Origin of the sequence: Neobacillus niacini, from assembly GCF_000759675.1 — a bacterium.
In the GTDB taxonomy this organism is placed as follows: Bacteria; Bacillota; Bacilli; order Bacillales; family Cytobacillaceae; genus Neobacillus; species Neobacillus niacini_A.
In genome coordinates this window covers 47,133-62,842 of the sequence record NZ_BAWM01000026.1, presented here as the reverse complement: position 1 = coordinate 62,842, position 15,710 = coordinate 47,133, and the positions used below count along the sequence as shown (strand labels likewise).

14 protein-coding genes are annotated in these 15,710 nt (G+C 38.9%); 2 read left to right on the top strand and 12 right to left on the bottom strand.

The features are described 5' to 3' along the window. Positions 1–10: 10 nt before the first annotated feature. The 9 genes from TR08_RS14355 to TR08_RS14315 all read right to left on the bottom strand — a co-directional run bounded on the left by TR08_RS14355 (position 11) and on the right by TR08_RS14315 (position 11,619). Positions 11–1,468, bottom strand: coding sequence for an NAD-dependent succinate-semialdehyde dehydrogenase (locus TR08_RS14355; RefSeq protein ID WP_045519191.1), 1,458 nt, complete (start codon positions 1,466–1,468; stop codon positions 11–13). Between the two features lie 4 nt (positions 1,469–1,472). After that, complete coding sequence (gene gabT, locus TR08_RS14350; protein ID WP_045519190.1) at positions 1,473–2,840, bottom strand: 4-aminobutyrate--2-oxoglutarate transaminase; 1,368 nt, start codon at positions 2,838–2,840, stop codon at positions 1,473–1,475. 31 nt (positions 2,841–2,871) lie between these two features. After that, a complete protein-coding gene (locus tag TR08_RS14345) occupies positions 2,872–4,245 on the bottom strand; it encodes a putrescine aminotransferase (RefSeq protein ID WP_045519187.1) in 1,374 nt (457 codons plus the stop codon). A gap of 20 nt (positions 4,246–4,265) precedes the next feature. Beyond that, on the bottom strand, positions 4,266–5,759 hold the full coding sequence (locus tag TR08_RS14340) for an aldehyde dehydrogenase family protein (RefSeq protein ID WP_045519185.1): 1,494 nt from the start codon (positions 5,757–5,759) through the stop codon (positions 4,266–4,268). A 183-nt stretch (positions 5,760–5,942) separates the two neighbouring features. Then, positions 5,943–8,078 (bottom strand): sigma 54-interacting transcriptional regulator, encoded by a 2,136-nt coding sequence (locus TR08_RS14335; RefSeq protein ID WP_045519184.1) that lies wholly within the window; start codon positions 8,076–8,078, stop codon positions 5,943–5,945. Between the two features lie 103 nt (positions 8,079–8,181). Then, positions 8,182–8,430: a biotin/lipoyl-binding protein gene (locus TR08_RS14330; RefSeq protein WP_045519182.1), complete on the bottom strand. Its 249-nt coding sequence runs from the start codon at positions 8,428–8,430 to the stop codon at positions 8,182–8,184. Between the two features lie 23 nt (positions 8,431–8,453). Beyond that, positions 8,454–8,744, bottom strand: a complete 291-nt coding sequence (locus TR08_RS14325) for an SAV0927 family protein (protein ID WP_045519181.1) — start codon at positions 8,742–8,744, stop codon at positions 8,454–8,456. A gap of 27 nt (positions 8,745–8,771) precedes the next feature. Further along, on the bottom strand, positions 8,772–10,061 hold the full coding sequence (locus tag TR08_RS14320) for a Glu/Leu/Phe/Val family dehydrogenase (RefSeq protein ID WP_045519180.1): 1,290 nt from the start codon (positions 10,059–10,061) through the stop codon (positions 8,772–8,774). Between the two features lie 211 nt (positions 10,062–10,272). Continuing rightward, on the bottom strand, positions 10,273–11,619 hold the full coding sequence (locus TR08_RS14315; protein ID WP_045519179.1) for an APC family permease: 1,347 nt from the start codon (positions 11,617–11,619) through the stop codon (positions 10,273–10,275). A gap of 350 nt (positions 11,620–11,969) precedes the next feature. Here TR08_RS14315 and speB point away from each other — a divergent pair, with 350 nt between their 5' ends. Next, complete coding sequence (gene speB / locus TR08_RS14310) at positions 11,970–12,899, top strand: agmatinase (protein ID WP_045519178.1); 930 nt, start codon at positions 11,970–11,972, stop codon at positions 12,897–12,899. A gap of 86 nt (positions 12,900–12,985) precedes the next feature. Here speB and TR08_RS14305 read toward each other — a convergent pair whose 3' ends face one another. After that, positions 12,986–13,585 carry a cell wall hydrolase gene (locus TR08_RS14305; RefSeq protein ID WP_045519177.1) on the bottom strand — a complete coding sequence of 200 codons (600 nt, stop codon included), beginning with the start codon at positions 13,583–13,585 and terminating at the stop codon, positions 12,986–12,988. A gap of 360 nt (positions 13,586–13,945) precedes the next feature. Here TR08_RS14305 and TR08_RS14300 point away from each other — a divergent pair, with 360 nt between their 5' ends. Next, positions 13,946–14,392 carry a Dps family protein gene (locus TR08_RS14300; RefSeq protein WP_045519176.1) on the top strand — a complete coding sequence of 149 codons (447 nt, stop codon included), beginning with the start codon at positions 13,946–13,948 and terminating at the stop codon, positions 14,390–14,392. A gap of 73 nt (positions 14,393–14,465) precedes the next feature. Here TR08_RS14300 and TR08_RS14295 read toward each other — a convergent pair whose 3' ends face one another. Both TR08_RS14295 and TR08_RS14290 read right to left on the bottom strand, forming a co-directional pair. Further along, positions 14,466–14,885, bottom strand: a complete 420-nt coding sequence (locus TR08_RS14295; protein ID WP_045519175.1) for a disulfide oxidoreductase — start codon at positions 14,883–14,885, stop codon at positions 14,466–14,468. Then, complete coding sequence (locus TR08_RS14290; protein ID WP_045519174.1) at positions 14,878–15,591, bottom strand: DsbA family protein; 714 nt, start codon at positions 15,589–15,591, stop codon at positions 14,878–14,880. The genes TR08_RS14295 and TR08_RS14290 overlap by 8 nt, the downstream gene beginning before the upstream one ends. Positions 15,592–15,710 lie beyond the last annotated feature (119 nt).

Sequence of the window (15,710 nt, the reverse complement as noted above, 5' to 3'; positions counted from 1 at the left end):
AATTCGGCAGCTACATATCTAACCCAATTGAAATATATTTTACTTCTAAAAATTCTTCGATTCCGTAGTGACCGCCTTCACGGCCAAGACCGCTCTCTTTATAGCCGCCAAATGGAACTTGAACAGCTGATGGCAGGGAATCATTAAGGCCAATGATTCCATATTCGAGCTGCTCCGTAATTCTGAAGGAACGGCTTAGATTTTCTGTAAAAACATACGCGGCTAAGCCAAATCTGGAATTATTGGCCCGTTCAATTACTTCTTCTTCGGTTTTGAAGGTTGAAATAGGTGCCACCGGTCCAAAGATTTCATCCTTCATACATTCCATATCGTCGTGAATAGCAGTTAAAATCGTTGGGGCGTAGAAATAGCCATTGTCTTCATCAGGTTTAAGCCCGCTATATGTGACCTTTCCTCCCTTTTTAACCGCATCATTCACAAGCCCTTCCACTTTTTTATATGCAGCCTTATCGATTAATGGTCCGATATCTGTTCCCTCTTCAAGTCCGTTTCCAACCTTAAGTTTTTCTAATTCTGCCTGGAAAAACTGTATAAATTTATCAGCTATTCCTTCTTGCACATATACACGATTCGTACAAATACACGTCTGGCCTGCATTACGGAATTTTGATTGTACCAATCCCTCTGCTGCCTTCACAAGATTCGCATCATCCATGACAATAAATGGGGCATTCCCACCAAGCTCAAGCGATACCTTTTTTACATTTTCAGCGGCACCACGCATTAACGTTTTCCCTACTTCAGTCGAACCTGTAAAGGTTATCTTGGTTACACGGGGATCCTTCAGCCAGACCTCACCAATTTCAGATGACCTTCCTGTAATCACATTTAAGACACCATTCGGAATACCTGCCTTATGGGCAAGCTCCACCATTTTTAATGCCGTAAGCGGTGTTTGATTGGCTGGTTTTACCACGCAAGTACACCCTGCTGCGAGTGCTGGTGCTACTTTTCTTGTAATCATTGCTGCAGGGAAGTTCCATGGTGTAATCGCTGCAACCACTCCAACCGGTTCTTTTCTAACTAGAATTCGTTTATTGGGTTGGGAGGCTGGAATTGTTTCTCCATAGATTCGTTTACCTTCCTCCGCATACCATGAGATAAAGCCATTAGCGTATTGAACTTCGCCTAATGCTTCTTTTAATGGTTTTCCCTGCTCCATTGTCATAATCCTGGCAATTTCATGTTTATTTTCATCAATTAATTGATACCATTTCATGAGGAGCTGACTACGTTCTTCAGCGGTCTTTTTCGACCATGCTTTAAATGCCTTGTGGGCCGCATCTACAGCCTGCTCCGCTTCAAAAGCACCCCCAGTTGGCACTGCCCCTATAACTTCCTTCGTTGCTGGATTAATGACATCGGTAAACACCTCAAAATCATTCCCCACCCATTTTCCATCAAGATACATTGGATAGATTTGATATTTTTGCTCTACAATGTCCATTTCATTACCTCCCAGCCGGCACAGCAGAATCATTCAAATATACTGCCTCAAAGGCTTCCTCAAGAATTTGTAATCCTTCCTCTAACTGCTCATCTGTGATGGTTAACGGCATTAGCAGGCGGATAACGTTTCCATATAACCCTGCGCTTAGTAACATAAGTCCCCGCTCTCCTGCAGCTTTAACTATTTTTCCAACTGCGTCTTTATCAGGAGTTTTACTGTGACGGTCTTTAACGATTTCCATTGCGCACATGGCCCCAAGACCACGGACATCTCCAATACTATCGAAACATTCTGCGAGCTCTTTCATTTTTTCCGTAGCTCTCATACCAATCTTTTGGGCTCTATCATTAAGGTTTTCACTTTCAATAATATCGAGAACGGTAAGTGCTGCCCTACAGCCTAGTGGGCTTCCAGAATAGGTTCCGCCTAGCTCGCCAACATCTGCTGCATCCAAAATTTCTGCTCTGCCAATAACCCCGCTAATTGGCACTCCTGCACCCATCGATTTTGAAATAGTGATTAAATCTGGTTCAACTCCAAAATGTTCAATCGCAAAGTATTTCCCGGTACGAGCAAATCCCGTTTGAATTTCATCGGCTACAAATAAGATTCCATACTGTGTACAAATTTCTCTAACTCTTTGAACAAACGCTTTATCTGGAACGATAAATCCGCCCTCTCCTTGAACTGGTTCCATTACAACCGCAGCAATCGTTTCGGGAGCCACTTCCGCCAGTAAAAACGTCTCAAATTGCTCAATAATCATTTCACTGTATTGCTGTTCGCTTATTCCTTCAGGGCGGCGGTATACGTATGGATACGGCGCCTTGTAAACTTCTGGAGCAAACGGTCCAAAACCAAACTTGTATGGCTTGACTTTACTAGTCATCGTCATGGTCATTAACGTTCTGCCATGGAATCCTCGTGTAAAGGAAATAATTCCTTGCCGCTTTGTATATTTTCTAGCTATTTTAACGGCATTTTCAACAGCTTCTGCACCGCTGTTAAAGAAAGCTGCCTGCTTATTAAAATCACCGGGAGCAAGCTGACACAGCCTCTCAGCTAGGTTTATATAGGATTCATACATCATGACATTAAACCCTGTATGGATAAATTGACTTGCTTGTTCCTGCAGGGCCCTCACCACTCTTGGGTGGGTGTGACCAACGTTTAAAGTTCCAATCGCGCCAGCAAAATCTATAAAAATATTACCGTCCACATCCTCAACTAGAGAACCATGTGCTTTTTTCACAAAGGAATGACAATTATTGCTGATTCCCTTTGGAACATATTTATTTCTCCGCTCCAAGATTTCTTTTGATTTTGGTCCGGGTATTTCTGTTTGGAGCTTAACAAATTTCTTTTCCAATTCCGTGCTCCCCCCTTTTAAAATTAAATCTTTATGCTTTTACTAGATTTAAAACTTCCTTAAAGGTGCTAATTACCATATCGACTTCTTCATAGCCAATTGTTAATGCCGGTTCAATTCGTATCGTCTTCGAGTTGATTAAAGTTCCTGCCACAAGGATCCCACGGTCAAACATTCCTTTGGAAACTTCATAGCCGATTTCATCCTTATGGAATTCAATTCCGATCATCAATCCTTGGCCGCGAATTTCAAGTATCTTATCTTCATGTCCTTGCGCTGCTTCTTTTAACCCCTTGAGGAAATATTCACCAACTATTCCGGCTCTTTCTGGTAAATTTTCTTCGATTAAAACACCAATGGTGGAAATTGCAGCTGCACATGCTAAGGGGTTGCCGCCAAAAGTTGTTGTATGCATAAATGGATTCGGGAACCAGCTTTTGAACACTTTTTCCCTTGCTACAATCGCTCCTGCTGGCATAACACCGCCGCCAAAGGCTTTTGCAAGACAAATAATATCTGGAACGACATTATACAAATCAGCCGCAAACATTTTTCCGGTACGTCCCATACCAGTCTGTACCTCATCAAAAATTAAAAGACTGCCATATTCATCACAAAGCTCACGAACCTGTTTTAAATATCCCTCTGGCGGAAGAATGATTCCTCCTTCACCTTGAATCGGCTCTAAAATGACTGCAGCAACATCTTCTCCAACCGCAGCGCAGACCTCAAATGTTTTTTTCATCATGTCAAAATCACCAAATGGTACATGACGGAAGCCTGGAATCAAAGGCAGGAATGGTTTACGGAACATTCCTTTGGCTGTTCCTGATAATGAACCAAGACTTTTGCCATGGAAAGCACGCGTAGTTGATATAAAGGTAGTTCGCTCACTATACATTTTCGCAAGCTTTAATGCTGCTTCAACACTTTCAGTTCCGCTGTTAGTAAAAAAGGCATATTTCAAATCACCTGGGGTAATATCGGCTAAAATTTTCGCCAGCATCGCACGCAATGGATCAAGCAGGTCTTGGCTGTGAAGAGCTTGACGCTTCAACTGATCTGTTACTGCCTTTACGACCTTGGGATTGCGGTGACCAACATTATAGATACCGAAGCCGCCGAGACAATCAATATATTCCTTACCGTTTACATCCTTAAAGCAGGCACCATTATCTGACCATTCTACTGCTGCAAATTGACCATCCTTTGTCACCGATTTACGGTAAGTTAAAAATCCTGGGTTAACGTGCTCACGGAATCCATCAACCGTTTCCTTAGTAATCCAGGCTGCTTCTTCCTTATTAACCTCTTCCTTTTCTATTAAACTTAAAACCTTATTAATGTATTCGCTAACTTTTTGATCCTGATCATTCTTTGTCTCTCGTCTTAAATCGATACTCATATTATCGCTCCTCGTCGTCATTAGTTGGAAAACCAGCCAATTGGCTCCACTTGTAAATTAATATTGATTTGTTTTATTTCTTGGAATTCCTCTAGCCCGAATGTTCCAAGGCTTCGCCCTATTCCACTTTGCTTATAGCCGCCCCATGGTGCTTCATTATAGGTTGGGTGATAGGAATTCACCCAGGTAATACCAGCACGAAGCTTTTTAATGACTCTTAATGCTTTTGCCCCGTCATTTGAAAAAACAGCACCAGCAAGTCCATAGATCGTATTATTTGCCAGTTTCACTGCTTCACTTTCATCCTTAAACTTCTGAATGACAACAACTGGACCGAATATTTCTTCTTGTACGATTTTCATCTCTTGTTTTACATTTATAAAAACAGTTGGTTCAACAAAGTAGCCCTTTTCTAAGCCGTTACTTACGATTCGGTTTCCACCGCATGCAATGGTTGCTCCCTCCTGCTTCCCAACCTCAATGTAGTGCAAAACTTTTTCCATATGCTGCTGACTAACAAGCGGCCCCATCTCAGAAGCTGGGTCATTTCCAGGACCAACCTTAATGTACTTCGCTCTTTCAACAAAGCGTTCAACAAATTTATCATAAATACTTTCTTCTACTAGAATTCTCGACCCTGCTGAGCACACTTGACCTGAACCAGCAAAGATTCCAAATAGTGCATAATCCACTGCCGTTTCAAAATCAGCATCCGCAAAAATAATATTGGGTGATTTGCCCCCTAATTCTAAGGATACTTTCTTCATCGTGTCAGCTGCCGTTTTCATGATATGTTTACCTGTTTTCGTACCACCGGTAAACGAAATCATATCTACTTCGGGATGGGAAGCAATTTCATGACCAACAACAGGACCGGCTCCCATCACCATATTGGCTACTCCATTTGGCAGTCCCACTTCTTCAAAGATTTCAAAAAGCTTCTTCGGTGTAACCGGTGTTACTTCTGACGGTTTAAAAACGATTGTATTTCCAGCGGCTAAAGCGGGAGCAATTTTCCAAACACTCATTAAGAGTGGATAATTCCATGGGACAATCAGACCACATACTCCAACAGGCTCACGGACAACCATCGCCTGCATAGGGTCAGCTACATGATAGGTAAAGCCATCTGGCTTTGTAATCAGTCCTGCATAATAGCGGAAGCACGCTGCCGCATCACCGACATCAAATCCAGCTTCTCTTAATGGTTTCCCGTTATCCATCGTTTCAAGCTGTGTTAATTCATCTGCATATTCCTCAATTTTGTGGGCGATTTTAAATAAATAGGAGGCTCTCTCCTGGGCTGATATTCCTGACCATACACCTTCTTCGAAAGCCCTCCGTGCTGCAAAGATCGCTGCTCGTGCATCAGCAGCTGTTCCTTCAGGGGCATATGAAATCACTTCCCCATTTGCAGGATTAATGACTGGACGTATTTCCAGAGTTTCAGACTCTTTCCATTCACCATCAATAAACATTTTAAGGTTAGCAACGCAGTTTTTTATCTCGACCATTATACACTCCTCCTTTATTCTCCTTACTATCTATTATTGCAAGAACTGTGCCAAAGTAGAAAAGTGGTCATTATCGAGTGTTTTCAAAAAAAATCATTTATAGTTATTCAAAACTGCATAACCGTATTTATCCCTGCATACATAAAAAAACTGTTTCAGAATGTAATCTGAAACAGCTTTTATTTAGATGGAAGATAAGTTTTCGATTTTTATATTTTTCTCGTTTAGTATTTTTTGATATTTCCTACTTACCGAGGACTGGCTGATTCCTAAGGCTTTTGCTGCCTTTGTGGTTGTTTTGTATTGATTCATTGCCAACACAATTAGCTGCTCCTCTACATGATCAATAGCCTCCTGTAAGGGAATAACTCTAGTAATCACGGGCTTTATTTTTTTATTATTAATGCCTAGTGATAAAAACTGGCTTACAAACTCAGCATCAATGGCAGGATCATCAGCGGTAACCACTAATCTTTCAATAATATTTTGCAGCTCACGGACATTTCCCGGCCAAGAGTAAAATTCAAGTACATTAATCGCATCTGGTGTTAAATGATAATTGCGATCATACTTTTCATTCAGCTGCTGTAAAAAATGAAAGGCTAGTAAAGAGATATCCTCTGTTCGTTCCCGGAGCGGAGGAATCTGAATCGGTATAACATTTAAACGGTAGAATAGGTCTTCTCGAAAAGTCCCATTTTCCACCATTTTCTCAAGCCTTTTATTGGTGGCTGCAATGATTTGGACATTAACCTTAATAGGGATTGTACTGCCAATCGGAATAACCTCTTGCTCTTGAAGAACACGTAAGAGCTTTACTTGAAGATGCAGCGGCATTTCACCAATTTCATCAAGAAACAATATTCCTCCATCTGCTTGTTTAAAATAACCTTCTTTTCCATTTTTATCTGCACCTGTAAACGACCCCTTAGCGTATCCATACAATTCACTTTCTAAAAGATTTTCAGGGATTGCCCCACAATTTAATTTAAGGAATGGCTTTGAGGATCGTTTCCCTAATTGATGGATTGCTTGAGCAATCACCTCTTTACCCACACCAGATTCACCGTTAAGGAGGACAGTGGATGAAAAGTCAGCTATTTTCTTAACCTGATTTATAATCTTTTCCATTTTAGGACTGCAATAAATGAGCTTCTTTAAAAAGCGATCTTTACTTTTAAAATCATCTAATTCTTTTTTATATTGTTCCGTTATTTTCCTTATTTCCTGAAGCTCACTTTTTAGCCGCGTTGTTTCAGTAATATCCCTTGATGCAATGATAATCCGGTCCAGCTCGTGATTTTCATTAAAGACTGGATTACCAACCGCAAGAATTTTCCTGCCTGCTTTTGTTTCCTGGACAACGGAAACTTTTTTTCTTTTTTCAATTACTAATCTTGTTACTGATGGGGTAAATAGCCCCTGATCCTCAAGCTCCAGTATATTTTTTCCAATCAGTTCTTTAAGATCTACCTTCCAGAAATCTTGTATGATATTGTCACTGTATCTGAGCAATTCTCCTTTGGCATTAACCACCAGAATTTCATCATAAATACTCGACAATATCGCATTCAAGTCTCGATTCAAATCCTTAATATATTCGATTTCGTTGGCCATATCCTCGACCATTGGCAAATCCTGAACAACAATTATCATCCCTTCAACTTCTTCATTATCGGTTAAAATAGGACAATAATCGACGAGAACCCCCGTGTCATTCGTTATTTCTAGATGATTTAAAATCGTTTTTCCTGTAGCAAACACGTTGTTAATCTGTTGAGCGTTAAAAATAGTTCCCCCTGGATAATTAAGCACCTGTTCAGCAGTAGATTTAATCATCTTTAACCCTGATTCATTGCAATTAATAATTTGTTTCTCCTTATCAAGTACAAAAATCCCCATAGGTATTGAGGTAAGAAGGATTTTCAATAAATCCACACTTTTATTTTCCTGTTTAAAAAGCTCTGCTAAAACATCTTCTCTTCGTATGTATCCTAATGGTTCGCCATCCTCACCTATTATGATCGCGAACGGTTCACCAATAATCTGGAACAATGAGGGGAAAGAAATATTCTTGCTAAGGAAACAAATACTTTTGATAGATTTGGACTGATCTAACAAAGCCTCTATGGAATAATTTTTGCTTTCAAGCAGCTCAAGTAATGGATTATTGATTGATGCATAGGCAAATAATTGACCTTGTTTTTTTAAGAATATAAAGGGTTCTTTGCATTGGTCTAAAGTCGATTTCAATACAACTTCTTCATCTATTGTGATAGATATTATTGGCTTAATCTTATCCTTTGCGACGGAAAACATCTTTTCATCCCCCTTATTCTTATCACTTTTATACTATCACTCTATTTAGAATTTTTAAAATAGAAAAAAGAAGATGTTGTGTCCATCTTCTTTTTTCTAGCATTTAATCACTGCCCGTTACATATAAATCTTCTTTTATAAAGGCAAGGACCATGCCAGGAATAACGTGATCCCCTTCCTGGACTTCAAGTGATTCTACTTCACCGCTTAAACCCGTTTGAATCATTTGAACCTTGCCTTCAGCCGTTTTAATTTGAAATAATGGTTCCCATTCATAAATCCTTGTTTCACTTTGGATTGAAACTTTTTCAACAACCCCATAGCACGGACTAAGTACCACTCCAAAATACATCGTTTCACTCCTCTAGATTTGTGCTAGTATTGTTCCTGAAAGGACCCCGATTGTAATACAAGACCAAAAAATTCTTGAAACTCTGCAATGTCCTCCTCTTCTATTCCTAATCGATCAGCCCAATAATGAGCAGCGTAAGTATCCTCATGGCAAAGTAAAACCATATTCCCTGTTTGCATCGAAGTGACCATTGCTTTTCCATAAAAATGATTAGAGTAACCAATGGTCAAATCGTAGCGGTGATTATTTGAAATGAGACAAAAGTAATGCAGGAGCTGCTGATCTTTTTGTTCTGATAGAATATCAAGCTTCATTTGCATCTTCCTCCTTTACATGGATTTTTAATATTTCAACCAGCCTCTTAACCTCGAGGTTTCTGCCAGCTTTTTAATTCCCTCAATATAAGCAGCAATTTTCATATTCACTCCATACTTTTTGGAGGTGTTATACACATTCTTAAAGCTGTCTGTTATTTTTTCTTTTAATCGAGTATCCACTGTTTCCTCGGTCCAATAATAGCCTTGGTTGTTTTGACACCACTCAAAATATGAAACAATTACACCGCCGGAATTTGCAAGAATATCAGGCACAACAAGAATTTCGCGTTCATCTAAAATTTTTAGCGCATCTTTGGTTGTAGGGCCATTAGCTGCTTCAATTACAATATTGCATTTAAGCATGCTGGCATTTTGTTTGTTAATCACGCCTGAAATGGCAGCCGGAATCAGGACATCACATTCTTTTTCCAGCAATTCTTGATTTGTGATACTGTTATTTAATCGATTGGTTATGATACCGAATGAGTCTCTGTTTTCTAGGAGATAGGGGATATCCAAGCCATTTTCGTCGTATAAACCACCGAGTACGTCACCTATTCCAATTACCTTTGCCCCCAGATCATATAAATACTGAGCCAGATAACTGCCGACATTTCCAAAGCCTTGAATAATAACCCGCAAATTTGTTAAAGGAATTTTCTTCAATTCACATACCATTTGAAGCGTATAAAGAACACCTTTCGAGGTAGCTGTTTCCCTGCCCTTTGATCCCCCTAATGCGATGGGTTTCCCGGTAATAAAACCTGGCGAATCAAATTCACGAATATGGTCATATTCATCGAGCATCCATGCCATTATTTGCGAATTGGTATACATATCAGGGGCCGGAATATCTTTCGTCGGTCCGACCATTTGGCTGACTGCTCTTACATACCCCCTGCTTAATCGCTCTAACTCATCTAAACTCATTTTGCGCGGGTCACAAATAATCCCACCTTTTGCCCCTCCATAAGGAATGTCCGTGATGCCGCATTTTAAACTCATCCAGCCAGCCAACGCTTTCACTTCTTCAGGTGTAACATCTGGATGGAAACGGATACCACCCTTTGTCGGTCCTGCAGCATCATTATGCTGTGCACGGTATCCTTGGAAAATCTCTGTTTGCCCATTATCCATGCGAATAGGAATACTCACTTCCAAAAATCTCATTGGCTTCTTTAAAAATTCAAAGACCTGAGGAGGATAGTTCAGTATGTCAACCGCTTCCTTAAGAATTTCCTGAAACTCAATAAGTGAATTATCCTTTACCTTTAACCCTTCATTCCTTTTCAAATCTAAAGATTCGATAGCCATCATAACACCTCATTTTTTATTGTTGTTAATCTAATTAGCAAGTTTCGTGCCAACTGAGGAAATACCTCATTTCCAACGCTTTAATAAAATTTTCCTAGCGTAATAGAGTGGATATTATGAAAAAATGACTGATTTATTCATATCTGCATATATTTTAAAAATGAAAAAAATACGCATTCCTGAGAGGTGGAATGCGTATTTTTCCATCTAATTATACTTCTGCTTCCTCTGCCTTATATTGAGGAGGTGCTACCTTGAAGGCTTTGGTTATAAACACCAGGTAGGCAAGTCCGATGAGGAACCAGCCGGCACCCATGACTAAAGAACTAAGCTCAAGATTGATCCAAAGGATTCCAACTAATCCGGCTCCAATTAACGGCATAATAACGTAATCAAAAAATCCCTTTGGAGTACGGTGCATTTTTTCACGGACAGCAAAATGACTAATCACCGAAAGATTAACAAACGTAAAGGCCATTAATGCTCCGAAATTAATAAGTGAAGTGGCTGTTACTAAATCAAAGAACCAGGCTGATAATGAAATCACTCCGACGATTAAAACATTTATCGCAGGTGTTCTCCATTTTGGATGGACGTATCCAAACCATTTTTCCGGGAATACTTTATCGCGCCCCATAACATACAAGAGACGGGAAACACTTGCGTGAGAAGCAAGTCCTGATGCAAGTGTATTCACAAAGGTTGTACATAAGAATATCGACTGAAACAGCTTCCCACCAACATAAAGGGCAATTTCAGGTAAAGCTGCCTCTGAATCAATGAACCTCGAATTATCTGGGAAAAATGATTGTATAAAAAATGAGGTAGTGATAAAGATTACCCCTCCCCATAAAGCTGTAAGGAGAATTGCTTTTGGGATTGTTTTTTCTGGATTTGGCGTTTCTTCCGATAATGTCGTAACAGCATCAAAGCCCAGGAATGAAAAGCAGAGTATTGTCGCTCCTGTTATCAGGATTGGAATGTTCATACCCTCAACAAAAAACGGCTGCATGCTAAAAACAGTTCCTGTTCCTTCTCCTGCATTAAGCCCTTTAATAACTAGGATTATGAAAACAACCATGATTAATATTTGCACAAGAACAAAAAGTGTATTGAAATTTGCCAGAACATTGACGCTTCGTAAATTAAGGAAGGTTACAATTCCAACAAATAATAATACCCAAATAAAATCTGGAACGGACGGAAACAAAGCATTTAAGTAAAGTTTGGTTAACAACGCATTTACCATTGGCAAAAATAAATAATCAAGTAAAGATGACCAGCCAACAAGAAAACCGAGATGCCGGTTTATCGCTTTTTGGGTATAGGTATAGGCTGACCCAGCCTGAGGAAAAACCCGTACCAGCTTCCCGTAGCTAACCGCAGTGAAAAGCATGCCAATCAAGGCAATAATATAAGCAGCAGGTACATGCCCATTTGATACACCAGAAACAATTCCAAATGTATCAAAAACTACCATAGGAGTCATATAAGCTAAACCCATTATGACAACCTGCCATAACTTTAACGATCTTTTCAACTTTACGCCATTTTCCACATATCATTCCTCCCCTTCTATTAAAGCGTTTTCATTTCAAAGTTACCCCTTTGTCTTTTTAAAATTTTTTATTCCTCCTTCACTTATTTCTAATTTCACTATGTAATTATGCAATTTCTATGCCAAAGTTTATTTTCATTAAAATAACGCTGTGTTTATCTGTTTTTTTAAAATAAATGATTATAAAGGATAAACGACATAAGGTTTAGAATTTTTAGAATTATTCATCTACGCATACATTATTCCATATTAAATAGCACCTGTCACCAAGGAATGGACCAATGAGGAATTTGATCATGGCATAAAAATTGCAATATAATTATTACAAAGAGAGAATGGAGGAATCGAAGATGCATTATCCTTTAACACCGGATGTTAAACCCGAGTTTTGTACAACAGGAACCTTTATGAGGTTACCCTCGAGCAGGGAAAATGCTAAATTAGCCATTGTAGGGCTGCCGTTTGATACAGCTGCCTCATTTCGCGTAGGGGCACGCTTTGCACCACAAGCGATTCGTCAAGCATCTATGACGTTATTTCCCTACCATCCAATTCATAAGGTATATCCATTTGATGCATGTAACGCGATTGATATTGGTGACGTTTCGGTTATTCCTCATAATATTCATCGAAGTTATGAAGTTATGGAAAAAGCAGTGATGGAGTTAATGGAGAAGAGGATAATCCCAATTGGACTAGGCGGCGACCACTCTGTTACATTAGCAAACCTCAGAGCCGCAGCCAAAATCCACGGACCTGTTGCGTTAATTCATTTTGATTCCCATACAGATACATGGGATACTTATTATGAAGAAAAATATTGGCATGGTTCACCATTCATTCGTGCATACGAGGAAAATTTATTGATTCCCGACAAGGTTTTTCAAGTTGGAATTCGTGGAACCCTAAATCATCCTGGGGATATCGATTCAAGCAGGGATTTAGGATACCATGTGATTACAACTCCTGAATTAAAGGATCGTGGATTTGAAAACGTTGTGAAAGAAATGAAAGAAAAAATTGGGGAAACACCATGTTTTCTCAGTTTTGATATCGATTTTGTTGATCCATCCTGTGCCCCCGGAACAGGGACGCTTGAGGTTGGCGGGTTAAATAGCTTTGAATCCTTACAAATCATTCGGTCCCTAACAGATTTTAATTTTATTGGCTTTGACCTTGTTGAGGTTTTACCTCCATACGACCCAACCCAGATTACATCCTTACTCGCTGCTACCATTATCCATGATTTTGCCAGCCTTGTTGCACTAAAAATAAAATAAGCCCTAAAAAAGCAGTGTACTCTATGTTTACGAGTCCACTGCTTTTTTTATAAAGAATATTTTTATTGGAATGCTATTAGAAATGTTTATTTTGCAAAACGGTGGTTTCCGATTGTTACCGTTGTTTCACGTGAAAAGATCCACTGGCTTACTGCTGTATTTGGATTGTAGAAAAATAAAGAGCCATTTCCTTGCCCTTGGAAAGCAAGTGCTTCGTTCACAGCTTGTTTGGAAGCGGAATCAGCTGGTTGATTAATCTGACCGTTTTGGACTGGCGTGAATGCATAATGTCCATTAGAAATTTGGTAAATAACTTCCCTTACTGAGTTAGGAAAATCAGGACTTGCTACACGGTTTAAGATAACAGTTGCAACGGCAACCTTTCCTGCATATGGTTCACCTACTGCCTCTGCACGAACAAGGCGCGCCATTAAGTCTTTATCCGCTGCCGAAATAGTAGCATTCGGGATTACTAGACTTGAGCCAGTATATAGTAGAGAACTAGTTGCATTGTTTGCTTTCATTAAGTTAGTAACTGGTACACCATACTTTGTTGCGATTTTCCAATATGTTTCTCCGTATTGAACTTTATGCGTAGAAGCTGCTTCTGACTTAGTTACACCCGTAAATGCTGACATTGAAAAAATCAATCCCGTTGCAATAACAAGTTTTTTTAGTTTTTTCATGTTTTGTAGCCTCCTAGTAGTCTCGTATTTGTTTCTCTACTAATAAGGCTATCAGTTGTAACATTCTAATTCATTAACCAAAAAAAACCAGTGTAAGAATAATATAAATGGCTCCTGCTATGAAAGCTTTTATCTATCATATAGAATTATATCCCAATTCCTTTTCATTCCCTCTTTAATTCCACTAGTGGATAATTAAGGTTAATTTATTACATTCTATTTCATGCTCATTTCATAAAATACCATTGTAACAAAGCAAATCTTCACCAAATTGACAAAATATCCCTCGATTTTGTACAGGATTCTACCTGAAACTTTGGTAATAATATAATAGAAGACAAAATAATGGAGGTTCCATCAATGGAAAATCAGTTAGTCAGCGTACTTAACAAACAAATCGCAAACTGGTCTGTATTGTATATCAAGTTACATAACTATCACTGGTATGTGAAGGGTGGTCAATTTTTTACCTTACACGCAAAATTTGAAGAATTCTATAACGAGGCAGGACTGCATGTAGATGAGTTAGCAGAACGATTACTAGCAATTGGAGGAAATCCAGTAGCAACGATGAAAGAATGTCTTGAAATTTCAACTATTATAGAAGCAAATGGTAACGAATCAGCTGAAGAAATGGTTCAAACCATTATTAATGATTTCTCCATTATCATTGGAGAATTAAAAGAAGGTATGAGCTTTGCTGGAGAAAAGGATGATGAAACCACAGGTGATATGCTCCTTGCCATTCATTCTGGTTTAGAAAAACATGTATGGATGTTAACAGCTTTTCTTGGAAAATCTATCTAACCCGCTAGGATTGAATAAGACTCAGCAGCCGCTGAGTCCTATTTCTATTGTGAACACAAAAAAGAAGAGACTATTAAATAGCCTCTTCTCCCTTTTGACTGCGTGCAATAAATACTAAGCAGACGGTAATAATCGTAAAGGCGGTAAACGCCAATATTGGAATGGTGATAAATCCAAGCCAATTAATATAATCTTTTGAGCAAGGAACACCACTTTTACACATTTCAAATTGCTGCAAGTAAGGAATCTTTTGCAGAGCCGTATGGTAGCCTGAAATGAGCATCCCGATGATGGACAATGGTATTGTGTATTTTACAATTCCATTATCATTTCGGTAAAAGGCGATTCCCAGTATGACCGCTAATGGATACATAAAGATTCTCTGATACCAACATAAGGTACAAGGAATGTAGAGGAGAACTTCACTGAAATACAAACTCCCAATGGTTGCAATAAGGGCTGCAACCCATGCAAGCAGTAAAGGTTTATTCATTACCTTTCTCCTTTGCCGCTTCCTCCACTAATTCATTTAAATCGTCCATAGTTTTTCCATCAAATCTCTTACCATTAACAAAAACGGTTGGTGTTCCACTAACTCCTAATTTTCCACCAATTGCCTCATCACTTTTCCAAGCTGCCTCTGGCTCCTTCGTATCAAAATAGGCAGCTACCTTCTTAACCTCTTCATCACTAGCTATTTCTTGCAGTGTTTCAGTTAAAAATTCTTCGGTAAAAACATCGATGGTTTCATATCGTGTATCTTCCGGCTGCTTTTCGAAAATAAGTTCATGAAACTCCCAAAATTTTTCGTTCCCTAACTCATGATAAACTGCTTCTGAAAATTTAGCTGTCCGCTCTGAATCAACATTAATAAACGGATAATGGAAATAATAGAATTTAGCTTTTCCAGTATCAACAAATTCTTTTACTACTAGCGGCACAACATCGTCTGTAAAGTTTTTACAATTCGGGCATTTGTAATCACCAAATTCTACAATTGAAACTGGTGCAGATTCTTCACCTAGAAAGGGCTGGTTTGCATAATCGATCTCTTCGTTAGCCGTATCATTTGATTTTTGGTTATTGGCTAAAAAGATAAATCCAATAATAGCTATTGCGATCAATCCAATAATCCAAAAAACAAATTTTGATGATGAGGATTTTGTTGGTTTGTTAACTTTCTTTTTCTTTTGTGCCATAATTGAACTCCTTATTTATGTAATTTTTTATCTATTAAATAATTACTTTATGTTATTAACTATATAGCGGGTTAAATAAAAATTCCAGTTATTAGACTGAAGTCCTTTGCTAAGGTTAA

Bases quoted from the DNA above. Each gene is read 5' to 3' on its own strand.
- TR08_RS14335 (WP_045519184.1), bottom strand. From the start codon at position 8,078: ATGTTTTCCGTCGCAAAGGATAAGATTAAGCCAATAATATCTATCACA.
- TR08_RS14320 (WP_045519180.1), bottom strand. From the start codon at position 10,061: ATGGCTATCGAATCTTTAGATTTGAAAAGGAATGAAGGGTTAAAGGTA.
- speB (WP_045519178.1), top strand. From the start codon at position 11,970: ATGCATTATCCTTTAACACCGGATGTTAAACCCGAGTTTTGTACAACA.
- TR08_RS14305 (WP_045519177.1), bottom strand. From the start codon at position 13,585: ATGAAAAAACTAAAAAAACTTGTTATTGCAACGGGATTGATTTTTTCA.
- TR08_RS14345 (WP_045519187.1), bottom strand. From the start codon at position 4,245: ATGAGTATCGATTTAAGACGAGAGACAAAGAATGATCAGGATCAAAAA.
- TR08_RS14340 (WP_045519185.1), bottom strand. From the start codon at position 5,759: ATGGTCGAGATAAAAAACTGCGTTGCTAACCTTAAAATGTTTATTGAT.
- TR08_RS14330 (WP_045519182.1), bottom strand. From the start codon at position 8,430: ATGTATTTTGGAGTGGTACTTAGTCCGTGCTATGGGGTTGTTGAAAAA.
- TR08_RS14300 (WP_045519176.1), top strand. From the start codon at position 13,946: ATGGAAAATCAGTTAGTCAGCGTACTTAACAAACAAATCGCAAACTGG.
- TR08_RS14295 (WP_045519175.1), bottom strand. From the start codon at position 14,885: ATGAATAAACCTTTACTGCTTGCATGGGTTGCAGCCCTTATTGCAACC.
- TR08_RS14355 (WP_045519191.1), bottom strand. From the start codon at position 1,468: ATGGACATTGTAGAGCAAAAATATCAAATCTATCCAATGTATCTTGAT.
- TR08_RS14290 (WP_045519174.1), bottom strand. From the start codon at position 15,591: ATGGCACAAAAGAAAAAGAAAGTTAACAAACCAACAAAATCCTCATCA.
- TR08_RS14325 (WP_045519181.1), bottom strand. From the start codon at position 8,744: ATGAAGCTTGATATTCTATCAGAACAAAAAGATCAGCAGCTCCTGCAT.